Source organism: Priestia sp. ABM2_011, assembly GCF_056158845.1.
Genome location: NZ_JBSWUB010000001.1, coordinates 1,092,329 through 1,112,371 on the forward strand (window position 1 = coordinate 1,092,329; position 20,043 = coordinate 1,112,371).

The window sequence follows — 20,043 nt, forward strand, 5'->3', positions numbered from 1 at the left end:
CATACGCGAGCAGGAGATTTCTTTTGTTTTCAAGAATATGTGTAAATGAAAACGCTTTTTTAAAGAGGTGAGAAAGTGATAAAAGGAATTGATCACATAGGAGTAGCTGTAAAATCAATTGAAGGCAGCCTCCCTTTTTACGAAAAGGTATTAGGACTGTCTCTATTAAAAGTAGAAAAAGTAGAAGAACAAGGAGTAAAAGTGGCTTTTATTCAGTGCGGCAACGTAAAAATTGAATTATTAGAGCCGCTCTTTGAAGACAGTGCAGTCGGTGCGTTCATCAAAAAGAGAGGTGAAGGTCTTCACCATGTTGCTTTAGGTGTACGTACGATTGAAGAACGGATTAACGAGTTAAAGGAAAAAGGTGTACAAATGATTGACGATGTTCCGCGAAAAGGCGCAGGGGAAGCATCCATTGCTTTTTTGCATCCTAAGTCAGCAAACGGTGTTCTTTATGAGCTCTGTGAAAAAACACTAGAGGAGGAGAAGAAACATGGTTGACATTTATGATAAATTAAATGAATTGTACGATAAGCGCCGGAAAATCGAGTTAGGCGGTGGAGACGAAAAAATTGAAAAACAGCACCATAAAGGGAAGCTAACGGCACGTGAACGAATTGAAATTCTTTTGGATGAACATACATTTGTCGAGTTAAATCCGTTTATTGAGCATCGGTGTGCTGACTTCAGTATGAATAATCAAGTAGGACCAGGAGACGGGGTAGTAACAGGCTACGGCAAGATAAACGGTCGCTCAGTCTATTTGTTTTCGCAAGATTTTACGGTATTTGGAGGCGCGTTAGGTGAGATGCATGCTAAAAAAATTGCGCACGTAATGGATTTAGCGGCTAAAACAGGCGTGCCGTTTATTGGTTTAAATGACTCAGGCGGGGCTCGTATTCAAGAGGGCGTCATGTCTCTTGATGGATACGGTCATATTTTTTATCGAAACGCCATTTATTCAGGTGTTATGCCTCAAATATCTGTTATTATGGGTCCTTGTGCAGGCGGAGCCGTGTACTCACCGGCGATTACGGACTTTGTTTTTATGGTAGAAGAAACAAGTCAAATGTTCATTACCGGACCAAAAGTAATTGAAACCGTAACGGGGGAAAGCATTTCCTCTGAAAATCTTGGAGGAGCAGCTGTTCATAACGAAATTAGCGGTAACGCCCATTTCAGAGGTTCAACAGAACAAGAGGTACTAGAACAAGTACGAACGCTCTTAAGCTATCTTCCGCAGTCTAGTCAAGAGCAGCCTCCTTTAGTTTCAGAGGCACAGAGTGATCATTACCGTCCGGATTTATTAGACGTTGTCCCGTTTGATGCCGTGCGTCCTTACGATGTGCGTCAAGTCATTCACCAAGTAGTGGACGAGCACTCCTTTTTTGAAGTGCAAAAAGACTTTGCTAGAAATATTGTTATTGGTTTTGCCCGCATAGATGGAAAAGTTGTCGGACTTGTGTGTAACCAGCCTAAAGTAATGGCAGGCAGTTTAGATATTAACTCCTCAGATAAAGCAGCAAGGTTTATTCGGTTTTGCGATTCATTTAATATCCCACTTATTACATTTGAAGATGTTACAGGTTTTTTCCCAGGTATCAAGCAGGAACATGGCGGAATTATACGACATGGTGCTAAAATTTTATATGCATACTCCGAAGCTACCGTTCCGAAAATCACGGTGATCTTGCGAAAGGCGTACGGAGGTGCGTATGTAGCTTTAAATAGTAAATCGATTGGAGCCGACCTTGTGTATTCGTGGCCGAATGCAGAAATTGCTGTTATGGGTCCTCAAGGTGCTGCAAATATTATCTTTGCAAACGACATTCGAGGTAGCGAAAACCCAGATGAAACAAGACACGAAAAAATTGAGCAGTATCGCGAGAAGTTTGCTAATCCTTACGTAGCGGCAAGCGCTGGAATGGTCGATGATGTGATTGATCCTCGGGAAACACGAATAAAATTAATACAAGCGCTTGAAATGTTGCACAATAAAAAGGAAGAGCGTCCAGCAAAGAAACATGGTAACATACCATTGTAGGTTATTTTTGGAGGGATTACATATTATGATTAATGAACAACGAATCGTTGATTTATTTATTGAATTAGTACAAGTAGACTCAGAAACAAAGCATGAAGAAAAAATCGCTGTTGTACTAAAAGAAAAATTTACCGCATTAGGCGTCGAAGTAGTAGAAGATGATGCCAAAGAAAAAACGGGCCACGGAGCCAACAACTTAATCTGCACACTGCCAGCTACAAAAGAAGGCGTAGACACAATCTACTTTACTTCTCATATGGATACAGTCGTACCTGGAAATGGTATTAAACCATCTATTGAAGATGGCTATATTAAAAGTGACGGCACGACAATTCTTGGAGCGGATGATAAAGCAGGCTTAGCAGCAATGCTAGAAGCAATCACCGTATTAAAAGAAGAAAACATCGCGCACGGTAAAATTGAATTTATTATTACAGTAGGAGAAGAATCTGGCTTAGTGGGTGCTAAAGCTCTTGATTCTAGTCTCGTAACGGCAAAATTCGGCTATGCTTTAGATAGCGATGGCAAAGTGGGAGACATTATTGTTGCTGCGCCGACGCAAGCAAAAGTAAATGCAACAATTTATGGAAAAACAGCTCATGCGGGTGTAGCTCCTGAACGAGGCGTTTCTGCTATTACGATTGCTTCAAGAGCCATTTCTAAAATGCCGCTTGGACGTATTGATGAAGAGACTACAGCGAATATTGGACGTTTTGAAGGTGGAACGCAAACGAATATCGTGTGTGACCGCGTCGATATTTTAGCAGAAGCTCGTTCATTAATTCCAGAAAAAATGGAAGCACAAGTAGCGAAAATGAAAGAAGCGTTTGAAACAGCTGCACAAGAAATGGGCGGACGTGCAGAAGTTGATATTAAAGTGATGTATCCAGGCTTTAAATTTGGCGATGGAGATCATGTTGTCGAAGTTGCTAAAAAAGCCGTGGCTAATATCGATCGTCCTTCACGCCTACTTCAAAGCGGAGGCGGAAGCGATGCAAATGTAATCGCAGGCTTTGATATCCCAACAGTAAATTTAGCAGTTGGTTATGAAGACATTCATACAACCAATGAAAAAATTCCGGTAGAAGAACTGGTGAAGACATCTGAACTAGTAGTGTCGATTATTAAAGAAGTAGCAAAATAATAGTTGCAGCCTTGCTTTTATATAAAAGCAAGGCTTTTTACATAGTGAATAGTAAATAGTCTGAATTTTTTAACATAATGTATAATGAAGAAAAGACGGTCGTTTTGTACAATAAAGTTAGTAATACATTTTACAAAGTAGAAGTTGAAAATAACGTATATAAAAAATATGTAAGCGCTTTCAATTTAAGTTTTATCAACAGATATTCTTGGGAGGTTGATGCAATGCGATCACCGGAAAGTTTGCAGTCCATCATTCAAAACTTTAATGAAGTAGAAAAAGGGTTGTCCAATAGAGAAGCAGTCGAAGAATCTAATCGATGTTTGTACTGTTATGATGCACCCTGTATTCAGGCATGCCCTACAGGAATTGACATCCCGACGTTTATTAAAAAAATTGCATCGGGCAATTTAAAGGGGTCTGCCGAAACGATTATGTCTTCGAATCCCGTAGGAGCAAGCTGCTCGAGAGTCTGTCCAACCGATGAACTATGTGAAGGAGCGTGTGTACTAAACCATTCAACCAAACCAATTATGATTGGAGATTTGCAGCGCTACGCAACGGATTGGGCTATTCAAAATGAACAGGTGCTGTTTGAGAAAGGAAAAGCCAACGGCAAAAAGGTAGCGATTGTTGGGGGAGGTCCGGCTGGTCTCTCTGCAGCAAGAGAACTGGCCCGATTTGGGTACGAGGTAACCATTTTTGAAGCGGAAAAACAAGCAGGAGGGTTAAATACATATGGAATCGTGTCGTTTCGTCTTCCTCAAGCGATTTCATTCTGGGAAGTTGAACAAGTAAAAAGCTTAGATGTAAAAATTAAAACAAATGTAAGAATTGGAGAAGATATTCTTCCAAGCGAATTACTGCAGTCATATGACGCGATTGTATTAGCTATTGGTATGAGTAAGGTGCCTTCTCTACATGTTGAAGGTGAAGAGCTAGACGGTGTGTATGATGCGATTGATTTTGTGAAAAAAACGAAGTCAGAAGCGCTATCAACAGAATTTGTTGGTAAGCGTGTAGCTGTCATTGGAGCGGGAAATACTGCGATTGATGGTGCTACGTGTTCCGTGCGCTTGGGGGCTGAAAATGTTCAAATTTTATACCGTCGTACACGAGAAGAAATGACGGCTTATGATTTTGAATTTGAATTTGCGAAACAAGATGGTGTTGAATTCCGCTGGTTAACGGCTCCTATACGAATTATTGGAGATGAAAATGGTAAGGTGAGCGGGATTGAATGTGTAAAAATGACCCTAACAGATCCAGATGCAGACGGCCGCAGGAAGCCTGTTCCTGTTGAAGGTTCAACGTTTACGATTCCAGTCGATGCTGTTGTTAAAGCAATTGGTCAAGAACGTTACCTGTCTTTGATTCAACAATTCCAGCTGAACCATGAAGACGGAGTTGTCTTAATCAATCAAGAGACGTTCCAAACATCAAATCCAAAAGTATTTGCTTGTGGAGACGTCATTTTTGGTAAAGGACAAGGAGAAGCAATGGTTGTGACCGCTGCTCAGCAAGGAAAACAAACGGCGTTAACTATTCATATGCAGTTAACAAAAGAAACAATGGAAACAGCTTAAAATCAGGAGGAGGAGAAATCTATGGCAGATTTAACAACAAATTTAGCAGGTATTCAATCACCAAATCCGTTTTGGCTGGCATCCGCACCGCCAACCAATTCAGGTTATCAAGTGCAGCGTGCATTTGAAGCAGGATGGGGAGGCGCAGTTTGGAAAACGCTTGGTGATCCGATTTTAAATGTTTCCTCTCGATTTGCTGCCGTCGGCTTCAACGGTCAGCGCGTAGCCGGCTTTAACAATATTGAGCTAATCACCGATCGTCCGCTTGAAGTTAATTTGAAGGAAATCTATGAAACGAAAAAGAAGTTTCCTAACCACGCAATTATTGCCTCTCTTATGGTAGAGCCTCAGCAAGAAAAATGGCATGAGATTGTCAAAAAAGTAGAAGATGTAGGAGTAGATGGATTAGAGCTGAACTTTGGCTGTCCGCATGGAATGGCAGAACGAGGGATGGGTGCTGCCTCTGGGCAAGTCCCTGATTTAGTTGAAAAACAAACGTATTGGGCTAAAGAAGTAGCCCAAACGCCGGTCATTGTTAAGCTAACCCCAAATATCACAGATATTACCGTTACAGCAGAAGCAGCGGTTCGAGGTGGTGCCGACGCTGTTAGTATGATTAACACCATTAATAGTTTAGCAGGAGTAGACATTCATTCATGGAATACAATTCCACACGTAGCGGGAAAAGGCGCTCACGGAGGCTATTGCGGCCCGGCTGTTAAGCCGATTGCATTAAACATGGTTGCTGAATGTGCAAGAAGTCCGTTTATTAACGTTCCAATATCTGGTATGGGAGGCGTTTCGAACTGGCAAGAAGCAGTGGAATTTATGCTCATGGGTGCTACAGGTGTGCAAGTATGTACAGCTGCTATGCATCACGGATTCCGCATTGTAGAGGATATGATTCAAGGTCTCAACTATTACTTGGATGAAAGAGGAATCGAAAAAGTAAGCGATATTGTAGGGAAAGCCGTTTCAAAATATTCCGACTGGGGCAACTTAGATCTCAATTATAAAGTAGTGGCTCGCATCGACCCTGATACGTGTATTAACTGCAATAAGTGTCATATTTCTTGTGAAGATACTTCTCACCAATGTATTGATATGTTGAAAGATCCTTCAGGGAAACCTTATTTAAAAGTACGAGAAGAAGATTGTGTAGGCTGTAATTTATGTTCGATTGTATGTCCTGTGGATGGAGCTATATCCATGGTTGAATTACCAAATGAACAACCGCCAATGACGTGGAATGAACGCCAAGCTGCTTTACAAGCGACGGCTGCACAGCGATTGGACGTATAAATACAAAGGGGATGAAGAAATGAAGAAAATCGTTAAAAATGGTGTCATAGTCACAGCAACAGATACGTATAAAGCCGATATTTTAATTGAAAATGGAGTGATTTCGGCAATTGGCTCAGCTTTTGAAGAACAGGGATGCGAAGTGATTGATGCAAAAGGCAACTATGTATTCCCAGGAGGCATCGATCCCCATACTCATTTAGATATGCCGTTTGGAGGAACCGTTACAAAAGACGACTTTGAAACAGGTACAAGAGCAGCAGCTTTTGGAGGTACGACAACTGTTATTGATTTTTGCTTAACCAATAAAGGCGAACCGCTCCAAAAAGCGATCGGCACATGGCATGAAAAATCAAAAGGAAAAGCGGCTATCGATTACAGCTTTCATCTAATGATTGGAGAAATCACGGAAGATGTATTAAATGAGCTTCCTACGATTATTGAAAAAGAAGGAATTACTTCTTTTAAAGTGTTCATGGCCTATAAAAATGTTTTTCAAGCAGACGATGCTACCCTTTACCAAACGCTAGTGCAAGCTAAAAACCTAGGGGCGCTTGTGATGGTACATGCTGAAAATGGAGATGTTATTGAGTATTTAACGGCAAAAGCGCTGGAGCAAGGACAAACTGATCCTATCTATCATGCACTCACTCGTCCTCCGGAAATAGAAGGAGAAGCTACGGGAAGAGCCGCAGTGCTAACCGAGCTTGCTGACTCACAGCTCTATGTTGTTCACGTATCTTGCGCTGAAGCGGTTAAAAAGATTGCTGAAGCAAGGGAAAAAGGCGTAAATATCTGGGGCGAAACGTGTCCGCAGTATTTGACGCTTGACCAAACCTATTTAGAGAAACCGGATTTTGAAGGAGCAAAATACGTATGGTCGCCGCCTTTACGTGAAAAATGGAACCAAGATGTTTTGTGGAATGCCCTGCGTAATGGCGACTTGCAAACGATTGGATCAGATCAGTGCTCGTTTGATTTTAACGGTCAAAAAGATCTAGGAAAAGGAGATTTTACGAAGATTCCAAACGGAGGACCTATTATCGAGGATCGCATGAGCCTTTTATTTTCAGAAGGAGTAGTGAAAAACCGAATTAATATCAATCAGTTTGTGGATATAACATCAACAAAAATTGCGAAGCTGTTCGGACTGTATCCGAAAAAAGGAACGATAGCAGTTGGTGCAGACGCGGATCTGCTTATATTTGACCCTTCTGTTGAACGTGCGATTTCAGCTAAAACGCATCATATGGCAGTTGATTATAGCGCATTTGAGGGAATGAAAGTTACAGGTGAGCCGGTTTCAGTGCTTTGCCGAGGAGAATTTGTCGTAAAAGATAAGCAGTTTGTCGGTCAAAAAGGCTATGGACAGTATACAAAAAGAGCAAAGTTTAATGAGTTAAACACGGCTAACGAAGCTGAAAAATTAACGTTATAAAAACAGATGCCAAAATAGATTGGAGGCAGGGGAATGTCAAGTTACCATGAATATATGGCAGAGCGGGAAAAGATTGATTTTTTGCTGCAAAAAGGATTTAAAATAACGGCTGTAACAGAGAATCTAAGCGGGGCGTTTGTGACGTTTGAACGCATCGAAAAGAATCAAACCGAACAAGAAACGCTTCATATATTGACGGCGGATGCTAGAAAGTATTTTTCATCCTTACTGATTCAACAAGTATAAAAACGAAGGCTGAGACAAAATTATTTTAGCTGAAGGAAGATCCGAACGATGAATCGTTCGGATTTTTTTATTGGTAGGGTGAACGTAGGTTTCACGTATGCAGGTGCTCCTAGATGTTGATGGAAGTAATTTAGTTATGTCTCAATCCCTTTCTTTGTTTACTAAGACCTATAAGTTTTTTACTATATTGGCTGACAAAAGTGATCCGTTTTTGTGTTTTTTTCGTTTTGGATGTGAAACCAAATAACTAGATATTATCCATTGACTGTATTACAGTTGTTACATTTCGTTTACATCGAAAGAGAAAAGGTTTAGTTATCTAGTAAATTGTAGTAAATATTATAGTAGAACGTTTTCACAATAAATCTATTAAATATAAAAAGGGTGTGACACGGATGGATCAAGCTACGCAGTGTATGACACAAGAAGAAACAAAAATTATTGATAAATTAAAAATGGAAATGTTAAATGCAGTGTCACTACAAGATTTGCGTTTTTATAAAAAAGAAATTCACCGAATTAAAGAACAAGCGGTTAAGCGCCACGGTTTTTTTAATAAATTACAGCAAACGGCTCAGAAGCTGTAACGATCCATTATCGTTACAGCTTTTTTCGTTTCTTTTATTAAATATTTTATTTCTTCTAAATATTTAATATAATGTAAGAAGATATAGCTTTTGTTCTACACATATGCGAAATACGCGTTAATGATCCAGGAGACATGATGTGAAATTCGCTAGGGGCGGTGTTGACTTGAAATCATATTTAACAGTAACAGAGATTTTAACAAGGAAACATTTTGTAAACTGTGAAGTAATAGCTGGAGAGAAAGGGCTTACTAATTCTGTGAAGTGGGTGCACGTGATGGAAGTGACGCGCATTAATGAGCTGCTAAAAGGAAACGAGCTTATTTTATCAACAGGGGTAGGCTGGGGAGAAGATCCTCAATCTTGTTTATCATTTCTTCAGCAATTAATTTCTTGTAAGGCATCAGGACTGTGTATTGAACTTGGCACTTATACTTCTAAGATTCCGCAAATTGTCATTGATAAAGCGAACGAATGTGATTTTCCGATTATTTTATTTCACGAAGAAGTTCCGTTCGTTGAAATTACGCAAGATGTTCACTCACTTTTAATTAATCAGCATTATCAAATGATTTCCGATTTAGAACAGTATTCTCATCGGCTAAATCAGCTGCTGTTAACAGTTAATGACCCGGCCGTTATCTTACAGTGTTTATATGAATCTACGGGGCTTCTTGTCGGCCTTAAAGTTTCAAATGAATTACTTACCTTTGCTCCGGAGATGGACTTACTCAAACAGCAGCTTCTACTTCATTATATAAGCAGGGAAAATGAGAGTCCGCATTTTACTGAGCAGCCTATTCATTTATTAGGACAAGATTATGCTCAGCTGTATGTCGCCTCTATAAATGAAGCGTTAACAGAACTTGAAGTGCTCACCGTTGACCGGACGGCAACTGCACTTGCTCAGCATTTTTTGAAGGACTTGTATGTCGAAGAGAAAAAAAGAGTAGATGAAACTGAATGGATGACGAAATGGATGAATGGAGAGCTAACTCTTGAACAAATAAAAGATTCTATGCACGAAGTGTGTTCAGATTCTCCTATTCGCGGGGGTATCGTTGTTTGCTGTAAGTGGCAAAGACGGGAAAAGTTTGATCGAACGTATTTTAAGCTGATCTTACGAAGCATCTTTGAACAAGAAGGCTTTCACTTATTAGTCTCCGAGCGAAATCGCGAAGTGTTATTTATTCTTTTGAACAAACGAATGGTTAGCACGTGGAGAGAGAGATTAGAAAGCAGCCTTCACCGCTGGATGAATCAATACGAATCGGATGAAAGCTCAAAGCGGAACGCTATTAGCTTTATCGGAATTGGCCAATACTGTGAACAGCTTGACTGTATGCATAAAAGCTATGAAACGGCTAAAGAAACGATTTCGATTCAAGAAATGCTGCAAAAACAAACCATTATTCATTTTTATGATGATTTGCATATGTACCGAATTATTTCGCTTTTACATCAGCATGAAGACTTACAGGAAGTGGTGTTTGAATATCTGCAGCCCGTTATTACATATGATGAAACGTACAATGCAAAACTCATGGAAACATTAAAGATTTATTTAGCATGCAACGGATCTAAACAAGAGACGGCTAAGCGTTTATACATTGTGCGGCAAACACTGTATCACCGCATTGAAAAACTAGAAAAGCTGCTGGGTGAAGATTTTATGGAGCCGGAAAAACGATTGGCGATTGAATTTATGATTATGGCATATGAATATTTGTTTATGATGAAAAAGTCGCGTGCGGAATTTATAAACGGATAAGTAAGCAGCTGGAAACAGCTGTTTTTTTATGTTGAGGATGATTTTACTATATGTTCATTTTAGTTCATGCTTTCTCCGAGTTCACTGCGCAAAATGTGAAACGAGAATCTAGAGTTGTTTCACATTTTGTCTAATGCAACCACCATTTATTTATTCAATAATAAAGGTAGATTTGTCATTTCTTATTTTTTGAGGAGGCCAAGCGATATGTCAGTTGTGAATAATGATACGCAAGTTTTAAAAAATTACGTGGGCGGAAAATGGGTTGATACGGCAGGGCAAAAATTTGGAGAGGTAATTAATCCATCGACGGGCGAAGTAATTGCAAAAGTACCGCTTTCTACAAAAGAAGACGTAGCCGATGCGGTGGAAACAGCGCAAAAAACATTTGAAACATGGCGTAACGTTCCTGCTCCAAAACGAGCAAGATTAATGTTTGCGTTTCAGCATTTACTAGTTAAGCATCACGAAGAGTTAGCGAAATTAGTTGTACAAGAAAACGGCAAGGCTTTTAAAGAAGCTTACGGTGAAGTACAGCGCGGTATTGAATGCGTGGAGTTTGCTGCGGGTGCTCCTACTTTATTAATGGGAGAATCATTAAATAACATAGCGGAAGAAATTGATTCTGAAATGTTCCGTTTCCCACTTGGTGTTGTCGGAGGCATCACACCTTTTAATTTTCCAATGATGGTACCGCTGTGGATGTTCCCGCTTGCCATTGTATGTGGAAATACGTTTGTATTAAAACCGTCTGAGCGAACGCCGCTTTTAGCAACGCGACTTGCTGAACTTTTTACAGAAGCAGGAGCACCGGATGGATTATTAAATATTGTACACGGGGCACATGATGTCGTGAATGGATTAATAGAGCACGAAAAAGTTAAAGCGATTTCATTCGTCGGATCGCAGCCGGTGGCAAAGTATGTTTATGAACAAGCTGCAGCTCAAGGGAAACGAGTTCAGGCTTTATCCGGAGCTAAAAATCATCATGTTGTGATGCCAGACTGCGATATGGATAAAGCGGTATCCCATATTATCAGCTCGGCTTATGGAAGTGCCGGCCAGCGATGCATGGCTTGCAGCGCGGTGGTCGTAGTTGGTGAAAAAGGAGATGAATTCGTCGCGAAATTAAAGCAAAAAGCAGATGAATTAATTATGGGAAGCGGATTTGATGATGAAGTGCTTCTAACGCCCGTGATTCGAAAAGAGCACCGTGATAAGGTGCTGGATTATATTGAACTTGGCATGAAAGAAGGGGCGGAACTCATTCGTGACGGACGTAAAGAAATGGATGAACATGCAGAAGGAAATTTCTTAGGAGCAACCATTTTTGACCGCGTAACTCCTGATATGACCATTGCTAAAGAAGAGATTTTTGCACCTGTACTAAGCTTGCTTCGCGCTGACACATTAGATGAAGCACTTCGCTATATGGAAAAATCTCGTTTTGGAAATGGAGCAACGATTTATACAAAAGATGCAAAAGCGGTGCGTCAATTTAGAGAAGAAGCAGATGCGGGTATGCTCGGCATTAACGTAGGAGTACCTGCTACGATGGCCTTCTTCCCATTCTCCGGCTGGAAAGACTCTTTTTACGGAGATTTGCATGTAAACGGCAAAGACGGTTTGAACTTCTTTACACGTAAAAAGATGGTTACATCACGCTTTGACTTTTAACATATAGATGAATATAGCAAGTGGCTTCGGCATTTTGTCGAAGTCTTTTCATACAGAAAAAAATACCGCGCTAGCGATTTGGGAGTGGATAAGATGGTACAGGTCAGTCAAAATGAAAAAGATCTGCGTGCAAAAGATGAGCAGTATGTATGGCATGGAATGAAACCATACAGTCCGGATGCAACGATGGTAGCTACAAAAGCAAAAGGTGCTTGGATTACAGATGAACAAGGAAATCGCTATTTAGATGCAATGGCAGGGCTTTGGTGTGTAAATACCGGGTATGGACGGGATGAGTTAGCGCTCGCAGCTTACGAGCAGCTAAAAGAACTGGCTTATTTTCCGCTCACTCAATCTCACGTACCTGCTATCAAACTAGCAGAGAAGCTAAATGAAATGCTAGGTGATGACTATGTTATCTTCTTTTCAAATAGCGGATCTGAAGCAAATGAAACGGCTTTTAAAATTGTGCGTCAATACCATCAGCAAAAAGGAGAGCATTCTCGCTACAAATTTATTTCGCGTTACCGAGGGTATCACGGAAATTCAATGGGCGCACTAGCAGCAACGGGCCAAGCTCAGCGTAAATATAAATATGAACCGCTTGCTCCTGGCTTTATTCACGTTGCGCCGCCTGATTCATACCGAGGGCAAGATGACTACCATGCGCCAAAAGAAGAGCTTCAATCTGTAAAAGATATTGACAATGTCATGACGTGGGAGCTAAGCGAAACGATTGCCGCTGTTATTATGGAGCCAATTATTACAGGTGGAGGAATTCTTTTACCGCCTCAAAATTATATGAAAGGCGTAAAAGAAACGTGTGAAAAACACGGTGCACTTCTAATTGTAGATGAAGTTATTTGCGGCTTTGGACGTACAGGAGAAGCCTTTGGTTTTATGAACTACGATGTAAAACCAGATATCATTACCATGGCAAAAGGAATTACAAGCGCATATCTTCCGCTCTCGGCAACTGCTGTTAAAAAAGAAATCTATGAAGCGTTCAAAGATAGCGATCAGTACGAGTATTTTCGTCACGTTAATACATTTGGAGGAAGCCCGGCTGCGTGTGCACTGGCATTAAAGAATTTAGAAATTATGGAAAGAGAAAATCTGTTTGATCGTTCTAAACAGCTCGGGGCTTACGTATTAAGTGAGCTAACGCCGCTTATTGATAGCCACCCATACGTTGGAGATGTAAGAGGTAAAGGGCTTTTAATCGGAATTGAACTTGTAGCTGATAAGCAAACGAAGGAACCGCTAGACGTTAATCTTGTAAATGAAGTGATTGCTAAATGTAAAAGCAAAGGAGTCATTATTGGGAAAAATGGAGCAACGGTAGCCGGCTATAATAATGTTCTCACGCTCTCGCCGCCGCTCAACATTGAGGAAAGTGATATTGAGCTGTTATTAGCTACTATTACGTATGCGCTTGACAGCATCAAATAGGTAAGTTTGCAAAAAGCCTGTATAATATACTTACAGGCTTTTTGTGCGTGTGAAGGAGGAAGTAGAAAATGGAATTGTTATTTTTAGGAACGGGTGCAGGAGTACCAGCAAAACAGCGGAATGTTTCATCTCTTGCGCTCGAACTTTTGCAAGAAAGAGGGGCGGTGTGGCTTTTTGATTGCGGAGAAGCAACGCAGCATCAAATTTTACATACAACCGTTAAACCGAGACGAATTGAGAAAATTTTTATTACGCACCTTCACGGTGATCATATTTATGGCTTACCTGGACTCCTTGGAAGCCGTTCGTTTCAAGGCGGAGAATCGCTGCTTACTGTATACGGGCCAAAAGGAATTAAAGAATTTATTGAAGTCACGCTGGCTGTAAGTCAAACTCATCTGCAATATCCTCTAGAGGTTGTTGAAATAGAAGAGGAAAGTGAAAGTGGAACGATTTTTGAAGATGAAACTTTTTCAGTGAAGTTTGGCAAACTTGAACATGGCATTTTATCTTATGGATATCGCGTTGTCGAAAAAGATTTGCCAGGGTCACTGGACGTTCAGCGTTTAAGAGAAATGAATATTCCCCCAGGGCCTCATTATCAGCAGTTAAAAGAAGGGAAAGAAGTAGTATTAAAAGATGGGCGTCTAATCAATGGACAAGAGTTTGTAGGAGAACCTAAAAAAGGGAAGGTCATCACGGTTTTAGGAGATACAAGAAGGTGCGCGCAAAGTGTTCAGCTTGCTATGCATGCGAATGTGTTAATCCATGAAGCTACGTTTGCAGCGGGAGACGAGGAGCTTGCTTACAACTATTTTCATTCTACTGCAAAAGAAGCCGCTGAAATTGCTAAAACAGCATCGGCCGAGCGTCTTATTTTATCTCATATCAGTTCGCGTTACCAAGGAGACGCAGTCAGCCAGTTAGCAGAAGGAGCAAAAGAAATTTTTCCGAATACCGATATAGCAGAAGACTTAAAAAGGTTTACGATTTCATAAAAAAAGCCGAGGATATCCTCGGCTTTTTTTACCATCCGCGTTCGTACTGAACGGGTGCTGAAAGTGTTTCATTTAATTCTTTTGCCGCCGTGCGCGGGAAGTACGGATCGCGCAGAAGTTCGCGCGCAACAAAAATTAAATCAGCGCGTTCGCTTTGTAAAACCTCTTCAGCTTGTCGTCCAGTTGTAATTAATCCAACTGCGCCTGTATCAATATTTGCCTGCTGCTTAATTTTATCTGCAAACGGAACTTGATAGCCAGGGTATACGTTAATTGGAGCATGTACAAGAGCACCGGAACTAACGTCAATTAAGTCGACGCCTTGTTCTTTCATCCATTTTGCAAATACAACGTGATCATCGACTGTTAATCCGCCTTCTGTATAGTCAGAAGCAGAAACACGGACAAATAAAGGACCGTCCCACTCTGTTTTCACAGCGTCAATAATTTCCTTTAAGAAACGATAGCGGTTTTCTGCGCTGCCGCCATATTCGTCGCTGCGTTTATTGCTTAGCGGTGATAGGAATTGATGTACTAAATAACCGTGTGCCGCGTGAAGCTCGATAATATCAAATCCAGCTTCCTTTGAGCGTCGAGCGCTTTCTTTAAAGGCAGAAATCGTTTCATGAATTTGTTCTGTGGTCATTTCCACAGGTTTTTTACTTTTATCATCAAAAGCAATCGCAGAAGGAGCATAAATATCGCCTTCAACAGTTGCTTTACGTCCTGCGTGTGCAAGTTGAATGGCCGTTTTTGCACCGTTTTCTTTTAGCTGTGTCACAAGTTTTGTTAATCCATCTCTTTGCTCATCATTCCAAATCCCTAAGTCTTGAGCTGAAATACGACCTTGTGGGACGACAGCTGAGGCTTCAACCATAATGAGACCTACTTGTCCAACCGCGCGAGTTGTGTAGTGAACCATATGAAAGTCGGTTACTACTCCGTCTTCTTTTTCGCATGAATACATGCACATTGGTGACATTACAATTCGGTTTTTTAATGTTACGTCTTTCACTGTATAAGGTGAAAATAGTTTTGTTGTCATTCGGTTTAACCTCCAATTATTTCGATACTCTAAACAAAAGTTATTATATCACCGCATTGAAATATCTTTCACATAATCTGCTTATCCATTTTTAATCATAAAAAAACCTCTTTCTTTTTTTAGAAAGAGGTGAACCTTTACGAACGTTTACTCGAGATTTTTTCGTCAATCGTATCTCCTAAATATTTAGAGCGAATGGTAGCTTGTTCAATACACTGCATCATCGCTTCTTGGAAGTTATGAGAAATAAGCTGTTCGATTCCTGCTTCTGTTGTACCGCCAGGACTCATAACTTCTTTTCGAAGTACGGCCGGTGTTTTAGGTGACTGTTTCAGCATTTCTGCAGCACCGATAAGCGTTTGAAGAATTAGTTCATTTGACACTGACGTATCCAAGCCTTGTTTTTCAGCTGCTTTTTCCATTGCTTCTACTAAATAATAGACATACGCTGGGCCGCTTCCAGATAGTCCTGTTACAGCGTGAAGCTGCTCTTCCTCTACAGTTGTAACCGTACCAATCGTTTCAAATAAAGCAGTAGTAACGTTCATATGCTCCGCTGTAGCAAACTTCCCGGGTGCAATGGCTGTAGCCGATAATCCAATAGAAGCAGATGTATTTGGCATAGCTCTTACAACCGCTACTTCTTGGTCAAACAAGTTTACAATTGTGGCAGTCGATACACCCGCTAAAACAGAGAGAACGAGGTGATGGGGACGAATATAGGACTTAATCGTATTGATGCTTTCGGCTACGTCTTTTGGTTTAATAGCAAGCACGACGATATCGCTTTTTTCTATGAACAAGGCATGATTACGCGTAATGTTAATTCCATAGGCGTTTCGAAGTTCGTGAAGTCTTTTATCGCTGCTATGATTTGTTACGGTGATTTGATTGGGGCGAAGCTTTTTATCTGACAGCAGCCCTGAGATCATGGCTTCAGCCATTGATCCAGCTCCAATAAAGGCGATGTTTAAATCCGTTTTCATTAAAATTTCCTCCAGTCATTTGCTATCCAATGAAAACAGATACTGAAATTTCAGTATCTGTTAAAGGTTTGTGTTTGTGTATCTCTTCTTTATAAAATGCATAGTTATCTAAAGATATGAATAAAACTTCACTATATTTCTGTCATTATGCAATGAAAAAGAGAGGGATGTCAATGTAATTTTCAGAAAACGAAAGCAATTGTATAAATAAGGGGGGAAATCGTGTAAACTTAAAAGAAAATGCGATGGTAAAGGAGCAAAAATACAGATGAATGAGCAATTGTATAAAATTGTGCTGCCTACTCCTTTTGCGGTAGGAGATGTGAATGTTTTTGTTATAAAAGGTCAGACCGTTACGCTAATCGATGCTGGTATTAAAACGGAGGCAGCGTGGTCTGTATTTAAAGAAAAGCTTAATGAAATAGGATTAAAACCAGATGATATTAAACAAGTTGTCCTAACTCATCACCATCCTGATCACGTAGGAATGCTTGATTTTTTTGATAAAGATATCGCCATAGTCGGTCATGCGAAAAATCAGCCTTGGATCTCTCAGAATCCGGATTTTTTTGAGTGGTACGATGCGTTTTTTGAAGATCACTTTATGAAAGCGGGCGTAGATGAAAGATTTCGCCCCTATTTAAAACGTTTAAAAGCATCAATGAAGTATTCATGTCACCGTTCTCTTACGACTTCTGTGCAGGAAGGAGATTACATTCCGGGCCTAGAGAGTTGGAAAGTGCTTGAAGTGCCCGGTCATGCTCAAAGCCATATTGCATTATACAATGAAAAAACAGCGGTTATGATTGGAGGAGATTTGCTGTTAAAGCATATTTCATCTAATCCGCTTATTGAACCTCCTATGAAACCAAGCGGCGAGCGGCCTAAAACGCTTCTTCAATATAATCATTCGTTAAGACGTCTGCTTGACTTAGAGATAAGCTGTATCTATACAGGTCATGGAGATGAAGTATTACATGTCCGTGAACTTGTACAAGAGAGGTTACAAAAGCAAAGCGACCGAGCGGATAAAGTGCTTAGCATGATAAAAGAACGCCCTCAAACAGCGTTTGATATTTGCAAACAGCTATTTCCTACTATTTATGAAAAAGAACTAGGGCTAACTCTTTCTGAAACAATTGGTCAGCTCGATTTTTTAGAAGATGCAAATAAAATCAGTACACATGAAAAGGAAAGTACGCTTATTTATTCTGTGTGCTCTTAACTTACAAAAAAGGTGTGTTATATTTGAAATCCTCGTTAAAGAACCAACATGTCGTGATTACAGGCGCTTCAGGAGGTCTTGGAGAACATTTAGCTTATGAAGTGGCCAAAAGAGGGGGCGTCCCCGTTTTACTTGCACGTACAGAAGAAAAGCTGCAGCGAGTAGCTGAGCAAATTAATCAAAAGTATGGGATTACCTCTTACATATATAAAGCTGACGTAGCGAACGTAGAGGAAGTCAAAAGTGTTGTTCAGAAAATGATAAGTGAAATTAAGCGTGTTGATGTGCTGATTAATAATGCAGGCTTTGGTGTATTTGAAGAAGTGAAAGAAGCATCCATTTCGACAATTGCATCAATGTTTCAAGTCAATGTTATTGGATTAATTGCATGTACACAAGAAATTTTAGCTTATATGCTAAAAGAAAACAAAGGACATATTATTAACATTGCTTCTCAAGCAGGCAAACTGGCAACGCCTAAATCCAGTGGCTATTCAGCTTCTAAACATGCCGTGCTAGGGTTTACCAACAGCCTGCGAATGGAATTAGCAAAAACGGATATCTATGTAACCGCAGTGAATCCAGGTCCTATTCAAACCAACTTTTTTTCAATAGCGGATCAGTCAGGAAACTATGAAAAAAGTGTAGAAAAGTTTATGTTAAAACCTCAATACGTAGCTGAAAAAACGGTCAATATTATTGGGAAATCAAAACGAGAAGTCAACTTGCCTAAGTGGATGAACATGGGTTCGAAGGTGTATCAGCTTGCCCCGGGGCTCGTAGAAAAATTGGCAGGGGATGCGTTTAATAGAAAATAACCTGTGCTTTAATCACAGGTTATCAATGTTTTTCGTTAATGCTTTCGTTCAGTAAAGCTGTATTTCTATGAATCTACTGCTCGTCTAAAACTTTTGCAGCGCGCACACAAGAGTCGAATTTTCCTTTATGATTTCCGTCGCAAAAGGGCATCTTTTGCGACTGGCCACATCGGCATAGTGAAAATGTCGGCTTTGTTTCAAATTTATTGCCGTCTGCATCAATTAATTCAACGTCTCCAGTGACACGGAAAGAACCGTTATCCATTACTTTAATTTGTACTTTTGACATAGAAAAACCTCCTTTTTGTACACACCTATATGAAGCGCCAGAGTTTAATGAAAGCAAGATGTGTATTATACTCATTATATAAGCAATTTTCGTTTGTTTATACAATTAGTTTAAAAGGAGTTAAAGGAAAATGAATATTACCTTTACAGATAAAGCAATAACAAAAATACAAGAAAAGTACGGAAAAGATTCTTCACTATATTTAAAATTGAAATACGATACGGATGGATGCGGCTGTGTGGTGAGCGGTGTAACGACGCTATGGATTGTTGATGAAAAAGAGAGCGATGATGTGACCATCGAGACGAATTTTGTTCCCGTTCTTGTCGAAAAAACAAAGCAAGTATTTCTAGATGATAATATGACGGTTGACTACAATGAAAGTGCATATGCGTTTATGCTAAAATGTCCTTCTCAAATTTTAAATCCGCGCATGTCATTCATCGATAAAACAAAAGAAGCGCTTTAATGCGCTTCTTTTTGTATTTTTTCTAAAAATGATTCAATAACTTGTTCATATTCCCCTGGATTATCAGCATACGAGCGGGCATGAGTGCCTACAGGTGCCAAATACATCCGTTTTGCACCCATTTTTTTGGCATGCAGCTGCTCCGTCATTTTAGGAAGAATATAGTCATCTTCTTTACTATGGATAAACAGAACAGGATGTTTTATTTGATCTACGACTGAAATGGGGGATACGTCTTTAAATGAATAGCCTTCTCGCCATTTTAAAATAATATTGGCTGCTGGCATCACAAGCTGTTTGGGCAGATGGAAATCTTGTTTTAAGCGATAGGCAAGAAGTTCTTCCAAGTCTGAAAAAGGGCAGTCGACAATATAAAAATCAGCTCCGTCTTCCATTCCAGCATACAAAAGAGTGGTCGCAGCTCCCATAGACTCCCCGTGAATCCCAAGGGAAATAGTTGAACCGAATTGTTCTTTTACCCAGTGAACAACAGATTGAAGGTCCAGCTTTTCATAATAGCCGTAGCTCGTTGTTTTCCCTTCAGACTTGCCGTGACGGCGATGATCATAAAGAACGACGTTCCATCCAAGCTTCAGAAAAAGCCGAGCATATTTCATAGAATTCAGTGAATGAACTGTGACTCCATGCGAAAGAATCATAAATCGGTTGTTATCGTGTTGTTTAATAACGGTTCCAGCTATGTTATAGCCTAGAGAAGAAGGAAGTACAAATGCTTCTTTAGGAAGAGTGCTATAGACTTTCTCATCATAAAAGCCATCTTCCGTATCGCGGTCAATAATAACTTTGTCGGTCTTTTTACGGATGTACATCATTTGATTTGTAAAAAAGATGCCAAGAGCGGCAAATGCTCCGAGAACGCTTCCTACTAATAATAGCCATTTTTTCATGATTAGCGGCTCCTTTTGTTAATATAGCTATTAGTTATTATAGCATCGCTCTCATAAA

General features: G+C 40.1%; 19 protein-coding genes. 15 read left to right on the top strand and 4 right to left on the bottom strand.

The window, feature by feature from the left end; translation table 11 throughout:
- Positions 1-75: 75 nt before the first annotated feature.
- The 12 genes from mce (at position 76) to rnz (ending at position 14,245) form a co-directional block, all read left to right on the top strand.
- Entirely contained in the window at positions 76-501 is a 426-nt protein-coding gene (mce, locus tag ACXAE4_RS05805; protein WP_080754463.1) for a methylmalonyl-CoA epimerase, read from the top strand.
- A complete protein-coding gene (locus ACXAE4_RS05810; RefSeq protein WP_289578432.1) occupies positions 494-2,044 on the top strand; it encodes an acyl-CoA carboxylase subunit beta in 1,551 nt (516 codons plus the stop codon). The genes mce and ACXAE4_RS05810 overlap by 8 nt, the downstream gene beginning before the upstream one ends.
- A 25-nt stretch (positions 2,045-2,069) precedes the next feature.
- Complete coding sequence (locus tag ACXAE4_RS05815) at positions 2,070-3,188, top strand: tripeptidase T (RefSeq protein WP_013084962.1); 1,119 nt, start codon at positions 2,070-2,072, stop codon at positions 3,186-3,188.
- A 224-nt stretch (positions 3,189-3,412) separates the two neighbouring features.
- Positions 3,413-4,774: an NAD(P)-dependent oxidoreductase gene (locus ACXAE4_RS05820; RefSeq protein ID WP_289578430.1), complete on the top strand. Its 1,362-nt coding sequence runs from the start codon at positions 3,413-3,415 to the stop codon at positions 4,772-4,774.
- A gap of 21 nt (positions 4,775-4,795) precedes the next feature.
- A complete protein-coding gene (gene preA, locus ACXAE4_RS05825) occupies positions 4,796-6,076 on the top strand; it encodes an NAD-dependent dihydropyrimidine dehydrogenase subunit PreA (RefSeq protein ID WP_028411570.1) in 1,281 nt (426 codons plus the stop codon).
- A 19-nt stretch (positions 6,077-6,095) separates the two neighbouring features.
- Positions 6,096-7,514, top strand: a complete 1,419-nt coding sequence (hydA, locus tag ACXAE4_RS05830) for a dihydropyrimidinase (RefSeq protein ID WP_165635154.1) — start codon at positions 6,096-6,098, stop codon at positions 7,512-7,514.
- 33 nt (positions 7,515-7,547) lie between these two features.
- Entirely contained in the window at positions 7,548-7,760 is a 213-nt protein-coding gene (locus tag ACXAE4_RS05835) for a hypothetical protein (RefSeq protein WP_028411568.1), read from the top strand.
- A gap of 395 nt (positions 7,761-8,155) precedes the next feature.
- On the top strand, positions 8,156-8,347 hold the full coding sequence (locus ACXAE4_RS05840) for a hypothetical protein (RefSeq protein ID WP_013059103.1): 192 nt from the start codon (positions 8,156-8,158) through the stop codon (positions 8,345-8,347).
- Positions 8,348-8,486: 139 nt separating this feature from the next.
- On the top strand, positions 8,487-10,118 hold the full coding sequence (locus ACXAE4_RS05845) for a PucR family transcriptional regulator (protein WP_289578429.1): 1,632 nt from the start codon (positions 8,487-8,489) through the stop codon (positions 10,116-10,118).
- Between the two features lie 207 nt (positions 10,119-10,325).
- The gene (locus ACXAE4_RS05850) at positions 10,326-11,795 is read left to right on the top strand and encodes a CoA-acylating methylmalonate-semialdehyde dehydrogenase (RefSeq protein WP_048019784.1); all 1,470 of its coding nucleotides are present in this window, start codon (positions 10,326-10,328) and stop codon (positions 11,793-11,795) included.
- Positions 11,796-11,888: 93 nt separating this feature from the next.
- A complete protein-coding gene (locus tag ACXAE4_RS05855; protein WP_028411565.1) occupies positions 11,889-13,247 on the top strand; it encodes an aspartate aminotransferase family protein in 1,359 nt (452 codons plus the stop codon).
- A gap of 68 nt (positions 13,248-13,315) precedes the next feature.
- On the top strand, positions 13,316-14,245 hold the full coding sequence (rnz, locus tag ACXAE4_RS05860) for a ribonuclease Z (RefSeq protein WP_289578428.1): 930 nt from the start codon (positions 13,316-13,318) through the stop codon (positions 14,243-14,245).
- Between the two features lie 28 nt (positions 14,246-14,273).
- Here the strand turns inward: rnz and namA are convergent, their stop codons facing one another.
- Both namA and proI read right to left on the bottom strand, forming a co-directional pair.
- Entirely contained in the window at positions 14,274-15,290 is a 1,017-nt protein-coding gene (namA, locus tag ACXAE4_RS05865) for an NADPH dehydrogenase NamA (RefSeq protein WP_028411563.1), read from the bottom strand.
- A gap of 137 nt (positions 15,291-15,427) precedes the next feature.
- Positions 15,428-16,276 (bottom strand): pyrroline-5-carboxylate reductase ProI, encoded by an 849-nt coding sequence (gene proI, locus ACXAE4_RS05870; RefSeq protein ID WP_028411562.1) that lies wholly within the window; start codon positions 16,274-16,276, stop codon positions 15,428-15,430.
- 268 nt (positions 16,277-16,544) lie between these two features.
- Between proI and ACXAE4_RS05875 the strand changes: the two genes are divergently transcribed.
- Positions 16,545-17,501, top strand: coding sequence for an MBL fold metallo-hydrolase (locus tag ACXAE4_RS05875; protein ID WP_028411561.1), 957 nt, complete (start codon positions 16,545-16,547; stop codon positions 17,499-17,501).
- Between the two features lie 23 nt (positions 17,502-17,524).
- Positions 17,525-18,319 carry an SDR family NAD(P)-dependent oxidoreductase gene (locus tag ACXAE4_RS05880; RefSeq protein WP_099331270.1) on the top strand — a complete coding sequence of 265 codons (795 nt, stop codon included), beginning with the start codon at positions 17,525-17,527 and terminating at the stop codon, positions 18,317-18,319.
- Positions 18,320-18,392: 73 nt separating this feature from the next.
- Here the strand turns inward: ACXAE4_RS05880 and ACXAE4_RS05885 are convergent, their stop codons facing one another.
- Positions 18,393-18,608 carry a CDGSH iron-sulfur domain-containing protein gene (locus tag ACXAE4_RS05885; RefSeq protein ID WP_028410691.1) on the bottom strand — a complete coding sequence of 72 codons (216 nt, stop codon included), beginning with the start codon at positions 18,606-18,608 and terminating at the stop codon, positions 18,393-18,395.
- A 130-nt stretch (positions 18,609-18,738) separates the two neighbouring features.
- Between ACXAE4_RS05885 and ACXAE4_RS05890 the strand changes: the two genes are divergently transcribed.
- Complete coding sequence (locus ACXAE4_RS05890; protein ID WP_028411559.1) at positions 18,739-19,077, top strand: iron-sulfur cluster biosynthesis family protein; 339 nt, start codon at positions 18,739-18,741, stop codon at positions 19,075-19,077.
- On the opposite strand, the gene ACXAE4_RS05895 is transcribed toward ACXAE4_RS05890, so the two are convergent.
- The gene (locus tag ACXAE4_RS05895) at positions 19,074-19,985 is read right to left on the bottom strand and encodes an alpha/beta hydrolase (RefSeq protein WP_028411558.1); all 912 of its coding nucleotides are present in this window, start codon (positions 19,983-19,985) and stop codon (positions 19,074-19,076) included. The two genes, ACXAE4_RS05890 and ACXAE4_RS05895, sit on opposite strands and share 4 nt — an antisense overlap.
- Positions 19,986-20,043: the final 58 nt, after the last annotated feature.

Excerpts from the sequence above, each read along its gene's own strand:
- ACXAE4_RS05810 (WP_289578432.1), top strand. The coding sequence starts at position 494 with ATGGTTGACATTTATGATAAATTAAATGAATTGTACGATAAGCGCCGG.
- ACXAE4_RS05815 (WP_013084962.1), top strand. The coding sequence starts at position 2,070 with ATGATTAATGAACAACGAATCGTTGATTTATTTATTGAATTAGTACAA.
- ACXAE4_RS05820 (WP_289578430.1), top strand. The coding sequence starts at position 3,413 with ATGCGATCACCGGAAAGTTTGCAGTCCATCATTCAAAACTTTAATGAA.
- preA (WP_028411570.1), top strand. The coding sequence starts at position 4,796 with ATGGCAGATTTAACAACAAATTTAGCAGGTATTCAATCACCAAATCCG.
- hydA (WP_165635154.1), top strand. The coding sequence starts at position 6,096 with ATGAAGAAAATCGTTAAAAATGGTGTCATAGTCACAGCAACAGATACG.
- ACXAE4_RS05835 (WP_028411568.1), top strand. The coding sequence starts at position 7,548 with ATGTCAAGTTACCATGAATATATGGCAGAGCGGGAAAAGATTGATTTT.
- ACXAE4_RS05840 (WP_013059103.1), top strand. The coding sequence starts at position 8,156 with ATGGATCAAGCTACGCAGTGTATGACACAAGAAGAAACAAAAATTATT.
- ACXAE4_RS05850 (WP_048019784.1), top strand. The coding sequence starts at position 10,326 with ATGTCAGTTGTGAATAATGATACGCAAGTTTTAAAAAATTACGTGGGC.
- ACXAE4_RS05855 (WP_028411565.1), top strand. The coding sequence starts at position 11,889 with ATGGTACAGGTCAGTCAAAATGAAAAAGATCTGCGTGCAAAAGATGAG.
- rnz (WP_289578428.1), top strand. The coding sequence starts at position 13,316 with ATGGAATTGTTATTTTTAGGAACGGGTGCAGGAGTACCAGCAAAACAG.
- namA (WP_028411563.1), bottom strand. The coding sequence starts at position 15,290 with ATGACAACAAAACTATTTTCACCTTATACAGTGAAAGACGTAACATTA.
- proI (WP_028411562.1), bottom strand. The coding sequence starts at position 16,276 with ATGAAAACGGATTTAAACATCGCCTTTATTGGAGCTGGATCAATGGCT.
- ACXAE4_RS05875 (WP_028411561.1), top strand. The coding sequence starts at position 16,545 with ATGAATGAGCAATTGTATAAAATTGTGCTGCCTACTCCTTTTGCGGTA.
- ACXAE4_RS05885 (WP_028410691.1), bottom strand. The coding sequence starts at position 18,608 with ATGTCAAAAGTACAAATTAAAGTAATGGATAACGGTTCTTTCCGTGTC.
- ACXAE4_RS05890 (WP_028411559.1), top strand. The coding sequence starts at position 18,739 with ATGAATATTACCTTTACAGATAAAGCAATAACAAAAATACAAGAAAAG.
- ACXAE4_RS05895 (WP_028411558.1), bottom strand. The coding sequence starts at position 19,985 with ATGAAAAAATGGCTATTATTAGTAGGAAGCGTTCTCGGAGCATTTGCC.